Raw genomic sequence first — 20,125 nt, 5'->3', positions numbered from 1 at the left:
ATCGCTGTCGGGGTCGCAAGATCCTGACAGCCGGTGACCTTGTACTTGAATCAAGCCCCTATTGGGGCTTGATTCATTTCTGGCGTGTGTCTAGAATGACCGGCTCGCCAGAGCCTGTGCTTTTTGAGCACGGAGTCACTCGGTGACAGTTGTAGCCGCAAGGCTAATTCTTTTTGTATCAGGAGCGTCTAGCCCATGAGTATGCAGGACCCGTTAGCGGACATGCTAACTCGAATCCGTAATGCCCAGATGGCTGAAAAGTCTGTCGTAAGCATGCCGTCTTCCACGTTGAAGGTAGCTGTAGCCAAAGTTCTGAAGGACGAAGGTTATATCGCGGATTTTCAGATCAGCAGCGAAATCAAACCACTGCTGTCTATCGAGCTGAAGTACTTCGAAGGCCGTCCGGTTATCGAAGAAGTTAAGCGCGTTAGCCGTCCAGGTCTGCGTCAGTACAAGTCCTCCGATGATCTGCCAAAAGTTCGTGGCGGCCTCGGTGTGTCCATCGTCTCCACCAACAAAGGTGTGATGACGGATCGTGCTGCGCGCGCTGCCGGTGTCGGCGGCGAAGTTCTTTGCACAGTGTTCTAAGGGGGGATAAGCATGTCACGCGTCGCTAAGAACCCCGTTAAGCTGCCAGCTGGTGTCGAAGTTAAATTCGCCGGCCAACAGCTTTCGGTGAAGGGTGCTAAAGGCACTCTAGAACTGAACATCCATTCGTCGGTTGAAATCGTTGAAGAAGCTGGTGAGCTGCGTTTCGCTGCTCGCAATGGCGATCAACAAACTCGCGCAATGGCTGGTACCACTCGTGCGTTGGTAAACAACATGGTCCAAGGCGTAAGCCAAGGCTTCGAGCGTAAGCTCCAGCTGGTCGGTGTTGGTTACAAAGCGCAAGCAAAAGGCACAGTGCTGAACCTGGCTCTTGGCTTCTCGCACCCAGTGGATTACGAACTGCCGGAAGGCATCACCGCTGAGACCCCTAGCCAGACCGATATCCTGATCAAGGGCATCGACAAGCAGCTGGTAGGTCAAGTGGCCGCTGAGATCCGCGACTTCCGTCCACCAGAGCCTTACAAAGGTAAAGGTGTGCGTTACGCGGACGAAGTCGTCCGCCGTAAAGAAGCCAAGAAGAAGTAGGGCCTAGCAAATGACCGACAAAAAAGTTACTCGACTGCGTCGCGCTCGCAAAGCACGTCTGAAAATGCACGAACTAGAAGTCGTGCGTCTCTGCGTGTTCCGCTCTTCGCAGCACATCTATGCCCAGGTCATCTCGGCCGACGGCAGCAAAGTCCTGGCAAGCGCCTCGACTTTGGACAAAGAACTGCGTGATGCTGCCACTGGCAACATCGACGCGGCCACAAAGGTTGGCCAGCTGGTCGCTACGCGTGCAAAAGCCGCTGGCGTCTCGCAGGTGGCTTTCGACCGCTCTGGCTTCAAGTACCACGGCCGCGTGAAAGCGCTGGCTGAGGCTGCTCGTGAAGCTGGGCTGGAGTTCTAAGTTATGTCAAATAACGACCAAAAGCGCGACGAAGGCTACATTGAGAAGCTGGTTCAAGTTAACCGCGTAGCCAAAACCGTTAAAGGCGGCCGTATCTTCACTTTCACCGCGTTGACCGTGGTTGGTGATGGTAAAGGGCGCGTTGGCTTCGGCCGTGGCAAGTCACGTGAAGTGCCTGCTGCGATCCAGAAGGCAATGGAAGCTGCTCGCCGCAACATGATTCAAGTTGACCTGAACGGCACAACTCTGCAGTACGCAATGAAGTCCGCTCACGGCGCTTCGAAGGTGTACATGCAGCCTGCTTCTGAAGGTACCGGTATCATCGCTGGCGGCGCTATGCGTGCTGTCCTCGAAGTTGCTGGCGTTCAGAACGTTCTGGCTAAGTGCTACGGCTCGACTAACCCGGTAAACGTGGTTCACGCCACTTTCAAAGGTTTGAAAGCTATGCAATCTCCTGAGTCCATCGCTGCTAAGCGTGGCAAAAGCGTCAAGGAGATCTTCTGATCATGGCTACCGTAAAAGTAACGCTGATCAAAAGCATGACCGGCCGCATCCCTAACCACAAATTGTGCGTTAAGGGTCTGGGTCTGCGTCGCATCGGTCACACTGTAGAAGTCCAGGATACTCCCGAGAATCGCGGGATGATCAACAAGGCTTACTACATGCTGCGTGTCGAGGGTTAATCGATGAAACTCAATGATCTGAGTCCAGCGCCGGGTTCCCGTCGCGAAAAGCATCGTCCGGGCCGTGGTATCGGTAGTGGTTTGGGTAAGACTGGTGGCCGTGGTCACAAAGGTCAAACTTCCCGCTCCGGTGGCACTATTGCTCCAGGCTTTGAAGGCGGTCAACAGCCGCTGCATCGTCGTCTGCCTAAGTTCGGTTTCGTTTCCCTGAAAGCTATGGATCGCGCAGAAGTGCGTCTGTCCGAGCTGGCTAAAGTGGAAGGCGACATCGTTACTCTGCAGACCCTGAAAGATGCCAACGTGATCAACGTCAACGTACTGCGTGTGAAAATCATGCTGTCCGGTGAAGTTACTCGCGCTGTCACAATCGGCAAGGGAATCGGCGCCACCAAAGGTGCGCGTTCGGCTATCGAAGCAGCTGGCGGCAAGTTCGAGGAATAAATGGCTAAGCAAGGTGCTCTCTCAGCGCTCAGCAAAGGCGGGTTATCCGAGCTCTGGGCTCGTCTGCGTTTTCTATTCCTGGCGATTATCGTCTACCGGATAGGCGCACACATTCCAGTTCCAGGCATTAACCCCGACCGGCTGGCGGACCTGTTTCGACAGAATGAGGGGACCATACTTAGCTTGTTCAACATGTTTTCCGGCGGTGCGCTGGAGCGGATGAGTATTTTTGCGCTGGGGATCATGCCGTACATTTCGGCATCGATCATCATGCAGCTTATGTCCGCTGTCAGCCCACAGCTGGAGCAGTTGAAGAAGGAAGGTGAAGCTGGTCGTCGCAAGATAAGCCAGTACACCCGCTACCTCACTGTCGCTCTCGCTCTCGTCCAGGCCATTGGCATGTCCATTGGTCTGGCGGGGCAGGGCGTAGCGTTCACTGGTGATCTAGGCTTCCATTTCGTTGCAGTAACCACATTTGTGGCGGGTGCAATGTTCATGATGTGGCTGGGTGAGCAGATTACTGAGCGTGGTGTTGGCAACGGTATCTCGATGTTGATTTTTTCGGGTATCGTCGCCGGTCTTCCGAGAGCAATTGGGCAGTCTTTTGAGTCTGCGCGTCAGGGCGATATCAATATCTTCGCCTTGGTTGCTATCGGTTTGCTGGCAGTAGCGATTATCGGTTTCGTGGTGTTCATTGAGCGTGGTCAGCGTCGTATTGCTGTTCACTACGCCAAGCGTCAGCAAGGCCGCAAGGTGTTTGCTGCGCAGACTAGCCACCTACCGCTGAAAGTGAATATGGCCGGTGTTATTCCGGCTATTTTTGCGAGCAGCATTTTGCTGTTCCCGGCTTCGCTGGGTGCCTGGTTCGGTCAGTCTGAAGGTATGGGCTGGTTGCAGGACATCTCGCAGTCGATCGCTCCTGGTCAGCCGTTGAATATTCTGCTGTTTAGTGCAGGGATTATTTTCTTCTGCTTCTTCTATACGGCGTTGATGTTCAATCCGAAAGACGTAGCGGAAAACCTGAAGAAGTCCGGTGCCTTTATTCCGGGTATCCGTCCAGGTGAGCAGTCGGCACGCTATATTGATGGCGTTTTGACTCGTTTGACTCTGTTCGGTGCTCTTTATATGACGGCCGTATGTCTGCTGCCCCAGTTCCTGGTGGTTGCGGCAAACGTTCCGTTCTACCTTGGCGGGACCTCGTTGCTGATCGTGGTCGTGGTTGTTATGGACTTTATGTCGCAAGTACAATCGCACCTCGTTTCGCACCAGTACGAATCCCTGATGAAGAAAGCCAACCTGAAGGGCTACGGCAGCGGCATGCTGCGCTGAAGTTCCCATAAGGTTAGAGGAGTTGGTGATGAAAGTTCGTGCATCGGTGAAAAAGCTGTGCCGTAACTGCAAGATTATTCGCCGCGAAGGTGTTGTTCGGGTAATTTGCAGCGCGGAACCACGTCACAAACAGCGCCAAGGCTGAGTGTGATCTGTTTGAAGCCCAGCAGCTAGTGCGCTGCTGGGTTGATTATTTGTTATTACAGCGATATTATCTCGCGCCCTATTTCTTGGCTTCCGGGGCGTAGGTAGCTGTCAATTGGAGTCCCACTGAATGGCCCGTATTGCAGGCGTTAACATTCCAGATAACAAGCACACTGTTATCTCGCTGACCTACATCTTTGGTGTTGGTCGCACTACTGCACAGAAAATCTGTGTGGATGCTGGTGTAAACCCAGCCGCTAAGATCAAGGATCTGAGCGACGAGCAGATTGAGTTGCTGCGTGGCGAAGTGGCAAAGTTCACCACTGAAGGTGACCTGCGTCGTGAAGTCAACATGAAAATCAAACGCTTGATGGACTTGGGCTGCTACCGCGGTCTGCGCCATCGTCGTGGTCTTCCAGTGCGCGGTCAGCGTACCAAGACCAACGCGCGTACTCGCAAAGGTCCGCGTAAGCCGATCCGCAAGTAATCGCACCAGCGAATCGACAGGAATTTAGTCATGGCAAAACCTGCTGCTCGTCCTCGTAAAAAAGTAAAAAAGACAGTGGTTGATGGCATCGCCCACATCCACGCGTCTTTCAACAACACAATCGTGACCATCACCGACCGTCAGGGTAACGCGCTTTCTTGGGCTACCTCCGGTGGTTCGGGTTTCCGCGGTTCTCGCAAGTCCACCCCGTTCGCTGCTCAAGTAGCTGCTGAACGTGCTGGTCAAGCTGCGCTGGAATATGGCCTGAAAAACCTTGACGTTAACGTTAAGGGCCCAGGTCCAGGTCGTGAGTCCGCTGTCCGTGCTTTGAACGGCTGTGGCTATAAGATCGCCAGCATCACCGACGTGACGCCAATCCCGCACAACGGGTGCCGTCCGCCGAAGAAGCGCCGCGTGTAATCCAGGAGACTGTAAAGAATGGCTCGTTACATTGGTCCAAAATGCAAACTGGCACGTCGTGAAGGCACTGATCTCTTCCTGAAGAGTGGTGTGCGCGCTATCGAATCGAAGTGCAATATTGAAGCTGCTCCAGGCATCCACGGCCAACGCCGCGGTCGCCAATCCGACTACGGCACCCAACTGCGTGAAAAGCAGAAGGTCCGTCGTATCTACGGCGTTCTCGAGCGTCAATTCAGCGGCTACTACAAACAAGCTGCTGGCAAGAAAGGCGCAACTGGCGAAAACCTGTTGCAACTGCTCGAATGCCGTCTGGATAACGTCGTATACCGTATGGGCTTTGGTTCTACTCGTGCCGAATCCCGTCAGTTGGTATCGCACAAGTCGATCAGCGTAAACGGTCAAACCGTTAACGTTCCGTCCTACCAGGTTCGTGCTGGTGACGTGGTCGCTATCCGCGAGAAAGCAAAGAACCAGCTTCGCATTGTCCAAGCTCTCGATCTGTGTGCCCAACGTGGTCGCGTAGAATGGGTAGAAGTAGACACTGAGAAGAAGTCGGGCGTTTTCAAGAACGTTCCAGCTCGCAGTGATCTGTCCGCCGACATCAACGAAAGCCTGATTGTCGAGCTCTACTCCAAGTAAGGGCTAGAAAATAGGTGCATCCATGCAGATTTCGGTAAATGAGTTCCTGACACCCCGCCACATTGATGTGCAGGTTGTCAGTCCAACCCGCGCTAAAATCACTCTCGAGCCTCTCGAGCGTGGTTTTGGCCACACCCTGGGCAACGCGCTGCGCCGCATCCTGTTGTCCTCAATGCCAGGCTGTGCAGTAGTCGAGGCCGAGATTGATGGTGTGCTCCACGAGTACAGCGCCATCGAAGGTGTACAGGAAGACGTAATTGAAATCCTGTTGAACCTTAAAGGTCTGGCTATCAAGCTGCACGGCCGTGACGAAGTTACGCTGACCTTGTCGAAGAAGGGTTCGGGGGTGGTTACCGCTGCCGATATTCAGCTGGATCATGATGTCGAGATCGTTAATCCCGATCACGTAATCGCCAACCTGGCGTCTAACGGCGCCTTGAACATGAAGCTCACCGTAGCTCGTGGTCGTGGTTATGAACCAGCCGACTCGCGTCAGAGCGATGAAGACGAAAGCCGCAGCATCGGTCGCTTGCAGCTCGACTCTTCGTTCAGCCCGGTTCGCCGTATCGCATACGTGGTGGAAAACGCCCGTGTCGAGCAGCGTACTAACCTGGACAAGTTGGTAATTGATCTGGAGACCAACGGTACACTGGATCCTGAAGAGGCTATCCGTCGTGCTGCAACCATCCTGCAACAGCAGTTGGCTGCATTCGTCGACCTCAAAGGTGACAGCGAGCCAGTGGTTATCGAACAGGAAGACGAGATCGATCCGATCCTGCTTCGTCCGGTTGACGATCTGGAACTGACCGTGCGTTCGGCCAACTGCCTTAAGGCGGAGAACATTTACTACATTGGTGACTTGATTCAGCGCACCGAAGTAGAACTGTTGAAGACTCCGAACCTGGGCAAGAAATCCTTGACTGAAATCAAGGACGTTCTGGCCTCCCGTGGTCTGTCCCTCGGCATGCGCCTCGACAACTGGCCGCCTGCAAGTCTTAAGAAGGACGACAAGGCGACTGCCTGATCGTCGTAATCACCGAACGTTGTGTTTGGTAAGGAATGAACCATGCGTCATCGTAAAAGTGGTCGTCACCTGAGCCGCACTAGCTCGCACCGCAAGGCTATGTTTCAAAACATGGCAGTGTCGCTGTTCGAGCACGAGCTGATCAAAACGACTCTGCCGAAAGCCAAAGAACTGCGTCGCGTTGCTGAGCCGCTGATCACTCTGGCCAAGAACGATTCTGTTGCTAACCGCCGTCTGGCTTTCGACCGCACTCGTTCGAAAGCTATCGTTGGTAAGCTGTTCAACGATCTGGGCAAGCGTTATGCAACTCGTGAGGGTGGCTACCTGCGCATCCTCAAGTGCGGTTTCCGCGCTGGCGACAACGCGCCTATGGCGTACGTCGAGTTGGTTGATCGTCCAGTTGGCGGTGAAGCTGTATCCGCTGAGTAAGACGTCAGTCTCTACAAAGAACCGGGCCTAGTGCCCGGTTTTTTGTGTCCGTTCGATAATAAAAAGCTATTGAGTTCGACAATTTAATGCATTTGCCCACACAGGTATCGTGGTCAATACTCTTCCTCAGCCGATTAGCCGGCAGCATCAAGACTGACTGAGGAAGGATTAGCATGAGCCAGACCAAAACCCTGACGACCGCCAGCGGCGCCCCTGTTGCTGACAATCAGAACTCTCGTTCGGCTGGGCCTCGGGGCCCGTTGTTGCTCGATGACTTTCACCTGATCGAAAAGCTCGCGCACTTCAACCGAGAAAACATTCCAGAACGTCGTGTGCACGCCAAAGGTTCGGCTGCCCATGGCACGTTCACACTGACCCGTGACATCAGCCAATACAGCAGCGCCAAGCTGTTTGACACCGTTGGCAAGCAAACCCCGACCTTCTTGCGCTTCTCAACCGTGGGCGGTGAACGTGGCTCTGCTGACACCGAGCGCGACCCGCGTGGTTTTGCCCTCAAGTTCTACACCGAAGAAGGCAACTGGGACATCGTGGGTAACAACACCCCAGTTTTCTTTATTCGTGATCCGCTGAAATTCCCTGACTTTATCCACACCCAAAAACGCTTGCCGCAAAGCAACCTGAAAAGTGCGCAGATGAAGTGGGATTTCTGGTCGCATTCACCAGAATCGCTGCACCAGGTCACCATCCTGTTCTCGGACCGCGGCATTCCTGATGGCTACCGTCATATGCACGGTTTTGGCAGTCACACCTACAGCCTGATCAATGCGGCCGGTGAGCGTCATTGGGTTAAGTGGCATTACAAAACCAAGCAAGGCATCAAGAACTTGCCACCAGAAGAAGCCGCACGTCTGGCAGGCACTGACCCGGACTACGCCCAGCGCGACCTGTTCGAAGCCATCGAGCGCGGTGACTATCCTAAATGGCGTGTATGCATCCAGATCATGACCGAGGCCCAAGCGGCAACGCATCGCGACAACCCGTTCGATGTCACCAAAACCTGGTCGCAAAAAGAGTTCCCGTTGATCGAGATCGGCGAACTTGAGCTCAACCGTAACCCGCTCAACTACTTTGCAGAAGTTGAACAGGCAGCGTTTGGCCCAAGCAATATGATCCCGGGTGTAGGTCTCTCCCCTGATCGCATGCTCCAAGGCCGTGTATTCGCTTACGCGGATGCGCACCGCTACCGTGTCGGCACCAACCACCAGCACCTGCCCATCAACGCCCCACGTGTGCCTGCGCACAACTATCAGCGTGACGGTTCGATGGCCTATGGCAACAATGGTGGTGCTGCGCCTAACTACGAACCCAACAGCTACGCTGACGCGCCCAAGCAGGCCCCGCAGTATGCTGAACCACCCTTGGCGCTCAGTGGCGCAGCAGACCGCTACGACCACCGTGAAGACACCGACTACTACAGCTACGCCGGTGCTCTGTTCCGCTTGATGAATGATGACCAGAAAGCCCTGCTCATCAACAACATCGCCGGTGCGATGGAAGGCGTGACCGACGACGTTGTTCAGCGTCAGTTGCAGCACTTCCTCAAAGCAGACCCGGCCTACGGTCAAGGCGTTGCCAAAGCCTTGGGTGTAACGGTGAAGTAAGTCTAAGTGAGAAGCAGAACCGCCCTCAAATGGGCGGTTTTTGCGTTATTTAGACGTGTTTTCTGTGCAAATTAGCGTTTTTATTGCGATTTAGCCGTGACCTCACAGTCAGCTTGGTTCAAACTACAGCCTTTCAAGCAGGGAGATGTGGGGCGATGCTAGGGCACCCGGACGTAATCGATTACCTCAACACGTTGTTAACCGGCGAGCTGGCTGCACGTGACCAATATTTTGTCCATTCCCGTATGTACGAGGACTGGGGCTTCACCAAGTTGTACGAGCGTATCAACCACGAAATGGAAGAAGAGGCACAACACGCTGATGCGTTGATGCGCCGGATTCTCATGCTCGAGGGTACGCCACGCATGCGCCCGGACGATCTGGACGTCGGCACCACCGTGCCAGAGATGCTCGCCGCCGATTTGCGCCTGGAATACAAAGTGCGTGCTGCACTGTGTAAAGGCATCGAGTTGTGTGAGCTGCACAAAGACTACGTAAGCCGCGACATCCTGCGCATTCAGTTGGCAGACACCGAAGAAGATCACACCTACTGGCTGGAAAAACAGCTGGGCCTGATCAAGTCCATCGGTCTGCAGAACTACCTGCAATCGCAGTTCTGATCGGCAGTCTTCACGCCCAACAAAAAGCCCCTGTCATTTCGCAATGACAGGGGCTTTTTAATACCGCGAATTAAGCGCGGTCGCGGATCAGCAACGGCTTCAGGTAGAAGCCGGTGTGAGACTGCGTCATCTCAGCCACTGCTTCCGGCGTGCCGGTGGCAATGATCTGCCCACCTTTCGAGCCGCCTTCCGGGCCGAGGTCCACCAGCCAGTCTGCGGTTTTGATCACATCCAGGTTGTGCTCAATCACCACCACCGTGTTGCCGTGGTCGCGCAGCCTGTGCAGCACTTCCAGCAATTGCTTGATGTCCGCAAAGTGCAGGCCGGTAGTCGGCTCATCAAGGATGTACAGCGTTTTGCCGGTGTCGCGCTTGGACAGCTCGCGAGACAACTTGACCCGCTGGGCCTCACCGCCTGACAGCGTCGTGGCGGATTGCCCAAGCTTGATGTACGACAAACCTACGTCCATCAAGGTTTGCAGCTTACGCGCCAATGCAGGGACTGCATCAAAGAACTCACGCGCTTCTTCGATCGTCATCTCCAGCACTTCATGGATGCTCTTGCCCTTGTACTTGATCTCAAGGGTTTCGCGGTTATAGCGCTTGCTCTTGCAGACGTCGCACGGCACGTAGATATCCGGCAGAAAGTGCATTTCTACCTTGATAAGGCCATCGCCCTGACACGCCTCGCAGCGTCCGCCTTTCACGTTGAACGAGAAACGCCCCGGGCCATAACCCCGCGAACGGGATTCAGGCACACCCGAAAACAGCTCGCGGATCGGCGTAAACAGTCCGGTGTAGGTTGCCGGGTTGGAACGCGGCGTCCGGCCAATCGGGCTTTGATCAATGTCGACGACTTTATCCAGGTGCTCCAGCCCTTTGATGCTGTCATGGGCAGCAGCTTCCAGGGTGGTGGCGCCATTGAGTGCGGTGGCACTCAGCGGATACAGCGTGTTGTTGATCAGCGTCGATTTGCCCGAACCCGAAACACCGGTCACGCAGGTCAGAAGACCAATAGGGATCTCAAGGTCGACGTTGCGCAAGTTGTTGCCGCGTGCGCCCTTGAGCGACAGGGTCAGCTTCTTGTTGCGTGGCGTACGTTTGGCAGGAACTTCAATTTTCACCCGGCCAGACAAGTACTTGCCAGTGAGCGAGTCAGGGTGCGCCATCACTTCGGCAGGCGTCCCTTCAGCCACGATATGCCCGCCATGCACCCCGGCACCCGGGCCGATGTCCACCACGTAATCCGCCAGACGAATCGCGTCTTCGTCGTGCTCAACCACAATCACCGTGTTGCCGATATCGCGCAGGTGCTTGAGCGTGCCCAGCAAACGGTCGTTATCGCGCTGGTGCAAACCAATCGAGGGTTCGTCGAGGATGTACAGAACGCCCACCAAACCCGCGCCAATCTGGCTGGCCAGACGAATCCGCTGCGCTTCACCGCCCGACAGCGTGTCGGCACTGCGGTCCAGCGACAGGTAGTCGAGGCCCACATTCACCAAAAACTGCAGGCGCTCGCGGATTTCCTTGAGGATCTTGTCCGCGATTTCACCACGCCGTCCGGTCAGGCTCAGGCTACTGAAATACTCAGTCGCATCACCAATCGGCATATTGGTCACGGCCGGCAGGTTTTTCTCACCCACCCACACATGACGAGCCTCTCGGCGCAGGCGGGTGCCACGGCAATCCGGGCAAGACTGCGTGCTAAGGAACTTGGCCAGCTCTTCACGCACTGTAGCGGACTCGGTTTCCCGATAACGGCGCTCAAGGTTCGGCACAATCCCTTCAAACGGGTGCGCGCGCTTCACGATGTCGCCGCGATCATTCAGATAGCGGAAATCCACATTCTGAGAGCCACTGCCGTACAGAATGACTTTCTGCTTGTCGGCAGGCAGTTCATTGAATGGCACTTCAAGGCTGAAATCGTAATGCTTGGCCAGCGCCCCGAGCATCTGGAAGTAATAGACGTTGCGCCGGTCCCAACCGCGGATGGCGCCCTCGGCCAGGGTCAGCTCACCGTTCACCAGGCGCTTGATATCAAAGAACTGCTTCACCCCCAGGCCGTCGCACGTCGGGCACGCGCCAGCCGGGTTGTTAAAGGAGAACAGCTTGGGCTCAAGCTCACTGATAGCATGGCCGCAGATCGGGCAGGCGAAGCGTGCAGAGAAGATGATCTCTTCACCCGGCTCATCGTCCATCGGTGCGACCAGCGCAATACCGTCCGCCAGCTTCAGGGCCGTTTCAAACGACTCTGCCAAGCGCTGTTGCAGGTCAGCACGCACTTTGAAGCGGTCAACCACCACATCAATGGTGTGCTTCTTCTGCTTGTCGAGTTTAGGCAGCTCATCCAGCTCACAGAGCTTGCCGTCCACACGGGCCCGCACAAAACCCTGAGCACGCAACTCTTCAAACACCGACAGGTGCTCACCTTTGCGCTCGCGGATCACCGGCGCCAGCAGCATCAACTTGCTGCCTTCGGGCTGAGCCAGCACCAGGTCAACCATCTGGCTGACCGTCTGGGCTTCCAGCGGGATGTCGTGGTCCGGGCAACGCGGGATACCGACGCGGGCGTACAGCAGGCGCAGGTAATCGTAAATCTCGGTGATCGTACCGACCGTAGAGCGCGGGTTGTGCGAGGTCGACTTCTGCTCGATCGAAATCGCCGGTGACAACCCTTCGATGGTATCGACGTCGGGCTTTTCCATCATCGACAAGAACTGGCGGGCATAAGCCGACAAGGACTCGACGTAACGCCGCTGGCCTTCGGCATACAACGTGTCAAACGCCAGGGATGATTTGCCGGAGCCAGACAGTCCGGTGATGACGATCAGTTTGTCCCTTGGCAGGGTCAGGTCGATGTTCTTCAGGTTGTGGGTTCGTGCCCCACGTATCAGGATCTTGTCCACTGCGGCCTCGCTTGGCGGGCATAACGTAAACGACTGAGTATACGTATCTGCGGGAAAACTGTGCAGGTCCTTGATGGCTGCATGTCATCAGCGGCTGCTGACGTTGGGTGTGTGTTCTGTCAGGCGTTTCTTAACTTTTACGTGACAAAGCGTCGCGGCCCGCTCCTGTGTGTGCTGTTACTCGATGGGACTGATAGAATCGCCGCCGGTTCACATGAGGTTTTTCCATGCACGATCCCCAAAGCGAACGCATGAGTGGCAGCGAGACCCGCGCAGCCAGCGGTCTGGCACTTGTGTTTGCGTTCCGTATGCTTGGCATGTTTATGGTGTTGCCGGTTCTGGCGACCTATGGCATGGACCTGGCAGGCGCTACACCTGCATTGATTGGATTGGCGATAGGCGCTTACGGCCTGACTCAGGCGCTCTTTCAGATCCCTTTCGGGATCATTTCCGACCGCATTGGCCGACGCCCGGTCATCTACCTCGGATTGATCGTGTTTGCCCTGGGCAGCGTGCTGGCGGCTCAATCGGACTCCATTTGGGGCGTGATTGCAGGACGCGTCCTGCAAGGCGCTGGCGCCATTTCGGCGGCCGTGATGGCGCTGCTCTCCGACCTCACCCGCGAACAGCACCGCACCAAGGCTATGGCCATGATCGGCATGACCATCGGCTTGTCGTTTGCCGTTGCCATGGTCGTCGGGCCGCTGCTGACCCGCGCCTTCGGCCTGTCCGGGTTGTTCCTGGCCACGGGGGCGATGGCGCTGCTGGGCATCGTCATCATCCGGTTTATGGTGCCGCGTTCTACCGACACCTTGCAGCACCGCGAATCCGGTGTGGCCAAGCAGGCCTTGTTGCCCACCTTGCGCCATCCCGACCTGCTGCGCCTGGATTTGGGCATCTTTGTGTTACACGCCATGTTGATGTCCAGCTTCATTGCCTTGCCGCTGGCGCTGGTCGAAAAAGCCGGCCTGCCCAAGGAGCAGCACTGGTGGGTGTACCTCACCGCGCTGCTGATTTCTTTCTTCGCCATGATCCCGTTCATCATCTACGGCGAAAAGAAACGCAAAATGAAACGAGTTTTGCTCGGCGCCGTCAGTACGTTGATGCTGACTGAGCTATTCTTCTGGCAGTTCGGTGACAGTTTACGAACGTTGGTGATCGGCACGGTGGTGTTCTTTACCGCGTTTAACCTGCTGGAGGCGTCATTGCCTTCATTGATCAGCAAGGTGTCACCGGCGGGCGGCAAAGGGACGGCGATGGGGGTGTATTCCACCAGCCAATTCCTCGGTTCGGCACTGGGCGGCATACTCGGCGGCTGGTTTTTCCAGCATGGCGGTTTGTCGGCTGTGTTCCTGGGATGCGCAGCTCTGGCTGCACTCTGGCTGGTCTTTGCTGTTACCATGCGCGAACCACCTTACGTAACAAGCCTGCGCTTGCCGTTGTCACCTCAAGCGTTGCGCGAAGCAGGTCTGGCAGAGCGTTTAAAGGCCGTTAAGGGCGTTACAGATGCAGTGGTCGTGACTGAAGAGTCTGCGATTTATATCAAATTGGACACCGAACTATTGGATCGCGCGACACTTGAGCAGCTGGTTAACCCGGCGCCGGTGCGCGAAGCCTAGGAGAACGTTATGGCCCGTGGGGTTAACAAAGTTATATTGGTCGGCACATGCGGCCAGGATCCCGAAGTTCGCTACTTGCCTAACGGTAATGCCGTGACCAACCTGAGTCTGGCAACCAGCGAACAATGGACCGACAAACAAACCGGTCAGAAAGTCGAAAAGACTGAATGGCACCGTGTATCGATGTTCGGCAAAGTGGCCGAAATCGCTGGCGAATACCTGCGCAAGGGTTCGCAGGTGTACATCGAAGGCAAGCTGCAAACCCGTGAGTGGGAAAAAGACGGTATCAAGCGTTACACCACCGAAATCGTGGTCGACATGCAAGGCACCATGCAGCTGCTGGGTGGCCGTCCACAGGGCGACCAGCAAAACCAGGGCGGCGGTAACAACTACCAGCAATCCGCTCCGCGTCAGCAGGCACAACGCCCTGCGCCGCAGCAACAGCAGCAACAGTCGCGTCCAGCGCCGCAACAGCAGGCTCCACAGCCAGCCGCGGACTTCGACAGCTTCGACGACGATATTCCGTTCTAGAAAATACCTGAGACCTAAATCTAAGGTTTCTTTCGGAAAGCCCCTGTACAGGGCAATGCTGTTCACATAAGCGAAAGCGAACCCTGTAGGAGCGAGCTTGTCTCGCGATCTTTTGATCTTTTAAAAGCTCGTGAGACAAGCTCGCTCCTACATTTACTCTTACGCATCTCATAAGTGAACAGCATTACCTGTATAGGGCTTTTTTATGGTTTTACGACGTGAAGTTTTTAACCTTGAAGTGCTTTCCCATCAGGAAAATGCTCCGGCGAGAGAGCGCCGACTCTCTCCTCGACTCAGGCAAGCACACATTCACCATTAACCGTCCGCCAGAGTTCTAGCGGATTGCCATCCTGTAGTGCTGCGGGCATCAAGGCCGCAGGCAGGTCCTGATAACACACGGGCCGCAGGAATCTGTCGATGGCGCTGGCGCCGAACGCGCTGCTGCGACTGTCCGAACTGGCCGGGAACGGGCCGCCGTGCACCATCGCGTGCGAGACCTCGACGTTGTTCGGGTAACCATTCGCCAAAATCCGCCCCGCTTTGCGCTCAAGAATGGGCAACAGTTTTCTTGCCAGCCCATGATCAGCGTCATCCAGTTGCAAGGTCGCTGTCAGTTGGCCTGACAGGTGCTCGGCGACCGCCAGCATTTCTTCTTCATTCTTGCAGGCGACTATGAGCGAGCTGGGGCCGAATGTTTCATCGCCCAGTCGTCCTGTCGTCACAAAGGTGGCTGCATCCGTGACGAACAATGCGGCTTGCGCTGCACATGGCTTTTGCGCGGGACCACCTTGGCCCAGCGTCGTAACACCGTTGATAGTGGCCGTTTCCTCGACACCGGCGAGGTAAGCCTGATGAATGCCCGGCGTCAGCATGGTTGCCGCCGCCTTTGTGCGCAGAGTATTCAGGGCTGTATCGCAAAACTGGGTCAGAGGCTGGCCTTCCAGGGCAATCACCAAGCCAGGATTGGTGCACAGTTGCCCCGCACTCATTGTCAGTGCCTCGACGAATCCTCGGCCGATTTCGCTGGCGCGCATCGACAGCGCATAAGGCAACAGGAACACGGGATTGATGCAGCTCATTTCGGCGTACACCGGAATCGGTTCGCTGCGTTGCGCCGCTGTACGCATCAGCGCCAGGCCGTCTTGTCGCGAACCTGTAAAGGCGACGGCCTTGATCGCGGGATGGCTGACCAGAGCTTGGCCGAACAGGTGGCCGTCGCCTATGAGCCAGTAGCAAAGACACGAGAACGTGTCTTCCCGTTGATGCCCGAACTTGTGGATCGGATTCGTGGCTATGTGCTCAGTCATCGAAATAAAGTGCCCGGCGCCAAGAAGCACGGCTATCTCTTTGTAACGCACAAATCGGGAGGTCCGCAGGGGCTTATATCAAGTGGGTTTCAACCGTGACGAGAGAGATAGCCGTCGAGGCGGTGCGTCGCCTCACCGAGATGTCTGAACAAGGGCGTAGGCTGGCTACCTGGTATAAAACGCAGCCTGACAAGTTCTATCGTCACGTGGACTGTCCAAATGTTGGCGAGTTTGATCCATTAACAGATGAGCAGGCGGCAAAGGCGCTAGGGTTGTCGGTGGAGCATCTGAATCTCAGTCCGTATTTTAAGGCTATGAGCCTTATCAGATCCTGAAGGTAAACGGGGAGTTTTTGACCTTGGCGTTCCTGAGCAAGTTTGCTCATAGCCAACTACCGGAAGGCTGGCCGTGGAAGAACAAGGAACGGCACATCAGATACTCGCAAGCACTCTGCTGCTTTCGCCGTCATGAGTTGCACCTTGAAAAACGCCGGTACTACCAGCCCTTTGCTGCTGTGGACTCCGGGCAAAAGCACCTTTACTACAGATCTGAATTACATCCCAGGCCAAGAAAGCAATATTTGGCGTCGCTATGGTTACACCAATCGGGATGGCTCGCAGATTTCCATGACTTCGCACCAGTTGCGGCACTGCTTAAACACAATTGCTCAAAGGGGCGACCTCGGCCAGCTTGATCTCGCAAAGTGGTCAGGTCGCGCGAACATCCATCAGAACGCTACCTACAACCACATGAGCGACGATGAATACGTTGATCTGGCTCGGTCGTCTGGATTAGGTGGTGTTCTCGATAAAGTGAAGGCTAATGCTCCGGTAACGTTTGCTGATCTGGATGCGGTCGGAGACGGAATTGCTCATGTAACCGAGTATGGCTTCTGTGTTCACGATTTCTCCATGCTGCCATGCCAGAAGCATCGCGACTGCTTGAACTGCACTGAGCAGGTTTGCATCAAGGGAGACGAGGAAAGGCTAGAGCGCCTGATGCAGCAGCGGGATGGCGTTCGTATGCAGTTAGAAAAGGCACGAGAGGCCAGTGAGGACGGTTTGTACGGTGCAGATCGGTGGAGCCAGCATCAACATAAAACCTTGGTAAACGCTCCATAAACCCCACATTCAAAGCCGCCATCTGATCCCCGATGCTGTGCTCCGATTCCTTTCTGGAGCCAGCCCCTCATGATGCGTCCCGACGCAAAAGTCGAAAAAGTCTATCTGTATCCCAAACCCGTCGACTTCCGAAAATCCATCGACGGCCTTGCCGCCCTGGTCGAACTGGACATCAAGGTCGCGGTGTTTGACCCGGTGCTTTTCGTGTTCCTCAACAAGCCCCGAAACCGAGTTAAGATTTTGTATTGGGAGCGCAACGGCTTCTGCCTTTGGCTAAAGCGGCTGGAGTCCGAGCGCTTCAAAACATCGCCGGATTGTTCGGATGAAGCCATCGTGCTGACGGTTCAAGAACTCAACTGGTTATTGGACGGTTTTGATTTGTGGCGCAACCGTCCGCATCAAGTTTTAACGCCTCGATTCGTCGCCTGATTCGGTATAATCCAGGGCATGATTTTCATGCCCAAAGACCTTCCTGACGACCCTGTTTTGCTCAAGCAACTGCTTGAGCAAATGCTGAGTGAGCGCGAGTCTGATAAGGGCAAGATCGTTCATCTTGAAGAGGAAAACGCGCTGTTGCGTCAGCGCCTTTTCGGGCGAAAGTCAGAGCAGACCGCCGGTCCCACGATTCCGCAAATGGCCTTGTTCAACGAAGCTGAAAGCGTGGCCGAATCTGTCGACGAAACGGTTGAAGAAGAGGTCGTCGCTCCGACCAAGCGACGGGGCAAACGCAAGCCTCTGCCCGCCGATCTTCCGCGCATCGAAGTCATTCACGAACTGCCCGATCACGAGCTGACCTGCGCCTGCGGTTGCCGTAAACACAGCATTGGCGAGGAAATCAGTGAGCAGCTCGAGATCGTGCCGATGCAAATCCGCGTGATCAGACATGTGCGCAAGGTCTACGCCTGCCGTGGCTGTGAAACCGCGCTGGTCACGGCCGACAAGCCGGCGCAGCTGATCGAAAAGAGTATGGCCAGCCCCAGCGTTTTGGCGATGTTGCTGACGACCAAATACGTCGATGGCCTGCTACTGCATCGCTTCGAAAAAGTACTCGGTCGCCACGGCGTCAATATTCCACGGCAAACCTTGGCGCGCTGGGTTATCCAGTGCGGCGAACACCTGCAACCCTTGCTCAACTTGATGCGGGATCGACTGCTGGAAAGTCGCGTCACCCACTGCGACGAAACGCGTGTGCAAGTGCTGAAAGAACCTGATCGAGAACCGAGCAGCCAATCCTGGATGTGGGTGCAAACCGGCGGGCCGCCGAATCAGCCTGTGATCCTTTTTGACTACTCGACCAGCCGGGCGCAGGAGGTTCCGTCGCGCCTGCTCGAAGGTTATCGCGGCTACCTGATGGCCGATGATTACGCTGGTTATAACGCCTTGGGCGCGCAATCCGGTGTCGAACGTTTAGGCTGTTGGGCTCATGCGCGACGCAAGTTTGTCGAGGCGCAAAAGGTGCAGCCGAAAGGCAAAACCGGGCGTGCCGATATCGCCCTGAATCTGATTAACAAGCTATACGGTATCGAGCGAGATTTAAAAGAAGTCGGCGATGAACATCGTCACGAATGCCGACAGCAAAACAGCCTGCCGGTGTTGGCGCAGTTGCAAACATGGCTGGAGAAAACCCAGCCACAAGTGACGGCGCAAAATGCACTGGGTAAAGCCATCAGCTACTTGGCTAGCAACTGGATCAAGCTAGTGCGCTACACCGAAGCTGGTTACTTGCCGATCGACAACAATGCGGCAGAGCGTGCGATCAGGCCCTTCGTTATCGGACGCAAGAACTTGCTGTTCAGCGACACACCCAAAGGCGCGATGGCCAGCGCTCAGCTTTACAGTTTGGTCGAGACGGCTAAAGCCAACGGCCAAGAGCCCTATGCGTGGCTGCGCCACGCACTTGAGCGCCTGCCACAAGCCTCGAGCGTAGAAGACTTCGAGGCCTTGCTGCCGTGGAACTGCACGCTGCAAATTCCACGATAGCCATAGATTTCCACCTTTAAAATGTGGGGTTCATGGATCGCTTACAGTTAACTTGATCGATGTATGGGAAGGAAAACTGGGTTGGGATGCGCTGTGTGATGCGGTTGCGCCACTGATTGGGGGCGGCCGACTCGACAGACTCTCAGCTCTCATGAACAAGTTAAGACTGCTTTCGGGCATAAGAAAGAACAGAAAAAAAACGGCTTCATCACGACCAAAAGGCCAGCCAGCCTGAGTATTGCAGAACAACGTATTAAGCGTCTTGAAAATGAAAATGATCGTATTAGAGCCGAAAACACTAGTCTGTTGGAGCAGTTTATTAGATGGCAATACAATGCTTGCAAGCATGGACTGACTAAAGACAAGCTGGATGTACCAATGCCCATGATTGACCGTGACTCGTCATTGAGTGGGAATTGTAATATAGAGCAATAGCGCGGGAGTTATATTTCCTTTTTTGAATTGTCCGATGCCTGAACGCTGTTTTAAATTTTGGTATGGGTTGTGAGGTAGCCGCATATACATGCGGCCTTACTCATTTGCTCTTTGGAGTTCCGGAGTCGCCTAGGTTTTTTTCGGCCTTTTTGAATAATATTTAGTGGGGTGCTCATTAGTGCTAATGAGTCTTCCAGTACTTTCGCTATTGCCGAGTTGTTTTTTTACTTTTTCAGCTAATGAGTAAAAATCTGACAATAGTGATTTAAGAGCATTTAGTTCATGCGCCTCTGCATCGCTCGCCGCATTTTTGCCTGTGGTTCCATTTTTATCGAGGGCCAACCTAAACTGGCATGCGGCACCAGGGATGACTTCAATTGAAAGAACTTTCGGAAGCTGTTTTGGCATTTCGGTGAATGGAGAGATATTTCTGAACGTCGACGTTAGCCACTCGTATTCTGTCCAAGAAAGATCTGATTGGTTTGGCTCCGACCAGTCAAGCTTCGTTCTAAGGTTTTTTTCAATTCCCTTGGTAGCGCGTGCCCAATCTACCTCCCAATATGTTGGACCAACAATCCCTGCAATAAGTCCAAACCAAACGTAGACGGATGGAATTCTTTTAGCGACTGCTTTCAATAAAAACATGTGGGACGTACTTCTTCCAACTAAAAAAGCCGCAATTGCGATTTTCGCAGCCGCGCTTTCTTTTAATTGGAGAAGATCGCTATCTAACTCTTCAGAAATTATTCTTCGGTATGCGAGCACCCTTGAATCGCCCCTAGTTTCGTAGACACCTCCAAGCCTTAAAATGAGGCCCATTAGGAGGTGCCATGAGCAACCAGCGATATCCCGAAGAATTCAAAATCCAGGCGGTCAAACAAGTGACCGAAAAGA

General features: G+C 54.9%; 23 protein-coding genes and 1 pseudogene. 21 read left to right on the top strand and 3 right to left on the bottom strand.

Translation table 11 applies throughout. The annotated features are described in order from the left end of the window. Positions 1 to 195 precede the first annotated feature (195 nt). The 15 genes from rpsH (at position 196) to bfr (ending at position 9,333) form a co-directional block, all read left to right on the top strand. A complete protein-coding gene (rpsH, locus tag TU84_RS24530) occupies positions 196 to 588 on the top strand; it encodes a 30S ribosomal protein S8 (RefSeq protein WP_048373837.1) in 393 nt (130 codons plus the stop codon). A gap of 12 nt (positions 589 to 600) precedes the next feature. After that, positions 601 to 1,134, top strand: a complete 534-nt coding sequence (gene rplF / locus TU84_RS24525) for a 50S ribosomal protein L6 (protein ID WP_003176412.1) — start codon at positions 601 to 603, stop codon at positions 1,132 to 1,134. Between the two features lie 10 nt (positions 1,135 to 1,144). Then, on the top strand, positions 1,145 to 1,495 hold the full coding sequence (rplR, locus tag TU84_RS24520; RefSeq protein ID WP_003444364.1) for a 50S ribosomal protein L18: 351 nt from the start codon (positions 1,145 to 1,147) through the stop codon (positions 1,493 to 1,495). Between the two features lie 3 nt (positions 1,496 to 1,498). After that, the gene (gene rpsE / locus TU84_RS24515; protein WP_003186035.1) at positions 1,499 to 1,999 is read left to right on the top strand and encodes a 30S ribosomal protein S5; all 501 of its coding nucleotides are present in this window, start codon (positions 1,499 to 1,501) and stop codon (positions 1,997 to 1,999) included. 2 nt (positions 2,000 to 2,001) lie between these two features. Further along, on the top strand, positions 2,002 to 2,178 hold the full coding sequence (gene rpmD, locus TU84_RS24510) for a 50S ribosomal protein L30 (protein ID WP_003176408.1): 177 nt from the start codon (positions 2,002 to 2,004) through the stop codon (positions 2,176 to 2,178). A 3-nt stretch (positions 2,179 to 2,181) separates the two neighbouring features. Beyond that, positions 2,182 to 2,619, top strand: coding sequence for a 50S ribosomal protein L15 (gene rplO / locus TU84_RS24505; protein WP_048373834.1), 438 nt, complete (start codon positions 2,182 to 2,184; stop codon positions 2,617 to 2,619). After that, positions 2,620 to 3,948, top strand: coding sequence for a preprotein translocase subunit SecY (secY, locus tag TU84_RS24500; RefSeq protein ID WP_003444361.1), 1,329 nt, complete (start codon positions 2,620 to 2,622; stop codon positions 3,946 to 3,948). 28 nt (positions 3,949 to 3,976) lie between these two features. Further along, the gene (rpmJ, locus tag TU84_RS24495) at positions 3,977 to 4,093 is read left to right on the top strand and encodes a 50S ribosomal protein L36 (protein WP_002555468.1); all 117 of its coding nucleotides are present in this window, start codon (positions 3,977 to 3,979) and stop codon (positions 4,091 to 4,093) included. Between the two features lie 129 nt (positions 4,094 to 4,222). After that, on the top strand, positions 4,223 to 4,579 hold the full coding sequence (gene rpsM / locus TU84_RS24490) for a 30S ribosomal protein S13 (protein WP_048373831.1): 357 nt from the start codon (positions 4,223 to 4,225) through the stop codon (positions 4,577 to 4,579). Between the two features lie 30 nt (positions 4,580 to 4,609). After that, positions 4,610 to 4,999, top strand: coding sequence for a 30S ribosomal protein S11 (gene rpsK / locus TU84_RS24485; RefSeq protein WP_002555466.1), 390 nt, complete (start codon positions 4,610 to 4,612; stop codon positions 4,997 to 4,999). Between the two features lie 18 nt (positions 5,000 to 5,017). Then, positions 5,018 to 5,638 carry a 30S ribosomal protein S4 gene (gene rpsD / locus TU84_RS24480; RefSeq protein ID WP_003444359.1) on the top strand — a complete coding sequence of 207 codons (621 nt, stop codon included), beginning with the start codon at positions 5,018 to 5,020 and terminating at the stop codon, positions 5,636 to 5,638. A 22-nt stretch (positions 5,639 to 5,660) separates the two neighbouring features. Beyond that, complete coding sequence (locus TU84_RS24475; protein ID WP_003176403.1) at positions 5,661 to 6,662, top strand: DNA-directed RNA polymerase subunit alpha; 1,002 nt, start codon at positions 5,661 to 5,663, stop codon at positions 6,660 to 6,662. Between the two features lie 42 nt (positions 6,663 to 6,704). Next, positions 6,705 to 7,091, top strand: coding sequence for a 50S ribosomal protein L17 (gene rplQ / locus TU84_RS24470; protein WP_047277870.1), 387 nt, complete (start codon positions 6,705 to 6,707; stop codon positions 7,089 to 7,091). A gap of 173 nt (positions 7,092 to 7,264) precedes the next feature. Continuing rightward, positions 7,265 to 8,713 (top strand): catalase, encoded by a 1,449-nt coding sequence (locus TU84_RS24465; protein ID WP_048373827.1) that lies wholly within the window; start codon positions 7,265 to 7,267, stop codon positions 8,711 to 8,713. A 155-nt stretch (positions 8,714 to 8,868) separates the two neighbouring features. Further along, a complete protein-coding gene (gene bfr, locus TU84_RS24460) occupies positions 8,869 to 9,333 on the top strand; it encodes a bacterioferritin (protein WP_048373825.1) in 465 nt (154 codons plus the stop codon). Between the two features lie 70 nt (positions 9,334 to 9,403). Here the strand turns inward: bfr and uvrA are convergent, their stop codons facing one another. Beyond that, the gene (gene uvrA, locus TU84_RS24455) at positions 9,404 to 12,238 is read right to left on the bottom strand and encodes an excinuclease ABC subunit UvrA (protein ID WP_048373823.1); all 2,835 of its coding nucleotides are present in this window, start codon (positions 12,236 to 12,238) and stop codon (positions 9,404 to 9,406) included. 227 nt (positions 12,239 to 12,465) lie between these two features. Between uvrA and TU84_RS24450 the strand changes: the two genes are divergently transcribed. Together TU84_RS24450 and TU84_RS24445 are read left to right on the top strand one after the other, a co-directional pair. After that, positions 12,466 to 13,857: an MFS transporter gene (locus TU84_RS24450; protein WP_048373821.1), complete on the top strand. Its 1,392-nt coding sequence runs from the start codon at positions 12,466 to 12,468 to the stop codon at positions 13,855 to 13,857. Positions 13,858 to 13,866: 9 nt separating this feature from the next. Beyond that, entirely contained in the window at positions 13,867 to 14,388 is a 522-nt protein-coding gene (locus tag TU84_RS24445) for a single-stranded DNA-binding protein (protein WP_048373818.1), read from the top strand. 293 nt (positions 14,389 to 14,681) lie between these two features. Here TU84_RS24445 and TU84_RS24440 read toward each other — a convergent pair whose 3' ends face one another. Further along, positions 14,682 to 15,563, bottom strand: a complete 882-nt coding sequence (locus TU84_RS24440) for an aldehyde dehydrogenase family protein (RefSeq protein WP_241486436.1) — start codon at positions 15,561 to 15,563, stop codon at positions 14,682 to 14,684. Positions 15,564 to 15,599: 36 nt separating this feature from the next. Between TU84_RS24440 and TU84_RS26570 the strand changes: the two are divergent. From TU84_RS26570 to tnpC, 4 genes and pseudogenes are all read left to right on the top strand, one after another. After that, positions 15,600 to 15,770 (top strand): annotated as a pseudogene (locus TU84_RS26570) (site-specific integrase); the annotation flags it as partial. Between the two features lie 404 nt (positions 15,771 to 16,174). Continuing rightward, entirely contained in the window at positions 16,175 to 16,816 is a 642-nt protein-coding gene (locus tag TU84_RS26565) for a hypothetical protein (protein WP_241486435.1), read from the top strand. 69 nt (positions 16,817 to 16,885) lie between these two features. Then, a complete protein-coding gene (gene tnpB, locus TU84_RS24430) occupies positions 16,886 to 17,245 on the top strand; it encodes an IS66 family insertion sequence element accessory protein TnpB (RefSeq protein WP_019412232.1) in 360 nt (119 codons plus the stop codon). An 18-nt stretch (positions 17,246 to 17,263) separates the two neighbouring features. Continuing rightward, positions 17,264 to 18,796: an IS66 family transposase gene (gene tnpC / locus TU84_RS24425; RefSeq protein WP_048373816.1), complete on the top strand. Its 1,533-nt coding sequence runs from the start codon at positions 17,264 to 17,266 to the stop codon at positions 18,794 to 18,796. 564 nt (positions 18,797 to 19,360) lie between these two features. Here the strand turns inward: tnpC and TU84_RS24420 are convergent. Then, positions 19,361 to 20,050: a hypothetical protein gene (locus TU84_RS24420; RefSeq protein ID WP_048373814.1), complete on the bottom strand. Its 690-nt coding sequence runs from the start codon at positions 20,048 to 20,050 to the stop codon at positions 19,361 to 19,363. Positions 20,051 to 20,125: the final 75 nt, after the last annotated feature.

It is taken from the genome of Pseudomonas helleri, from assembly GCF_001043025.1.
GTDB lineage: Bacteria > Pseudomonadota > Gammaproteobacteria > Pseudomonadales > Pseudomonadaceae > Aquipseudomonas > Aquipseudomonas helleri.
Note: the sequence above shows the minus strand (reverse complement) of the source record. Positions and strands in the feature narration are given on the sequence as shown.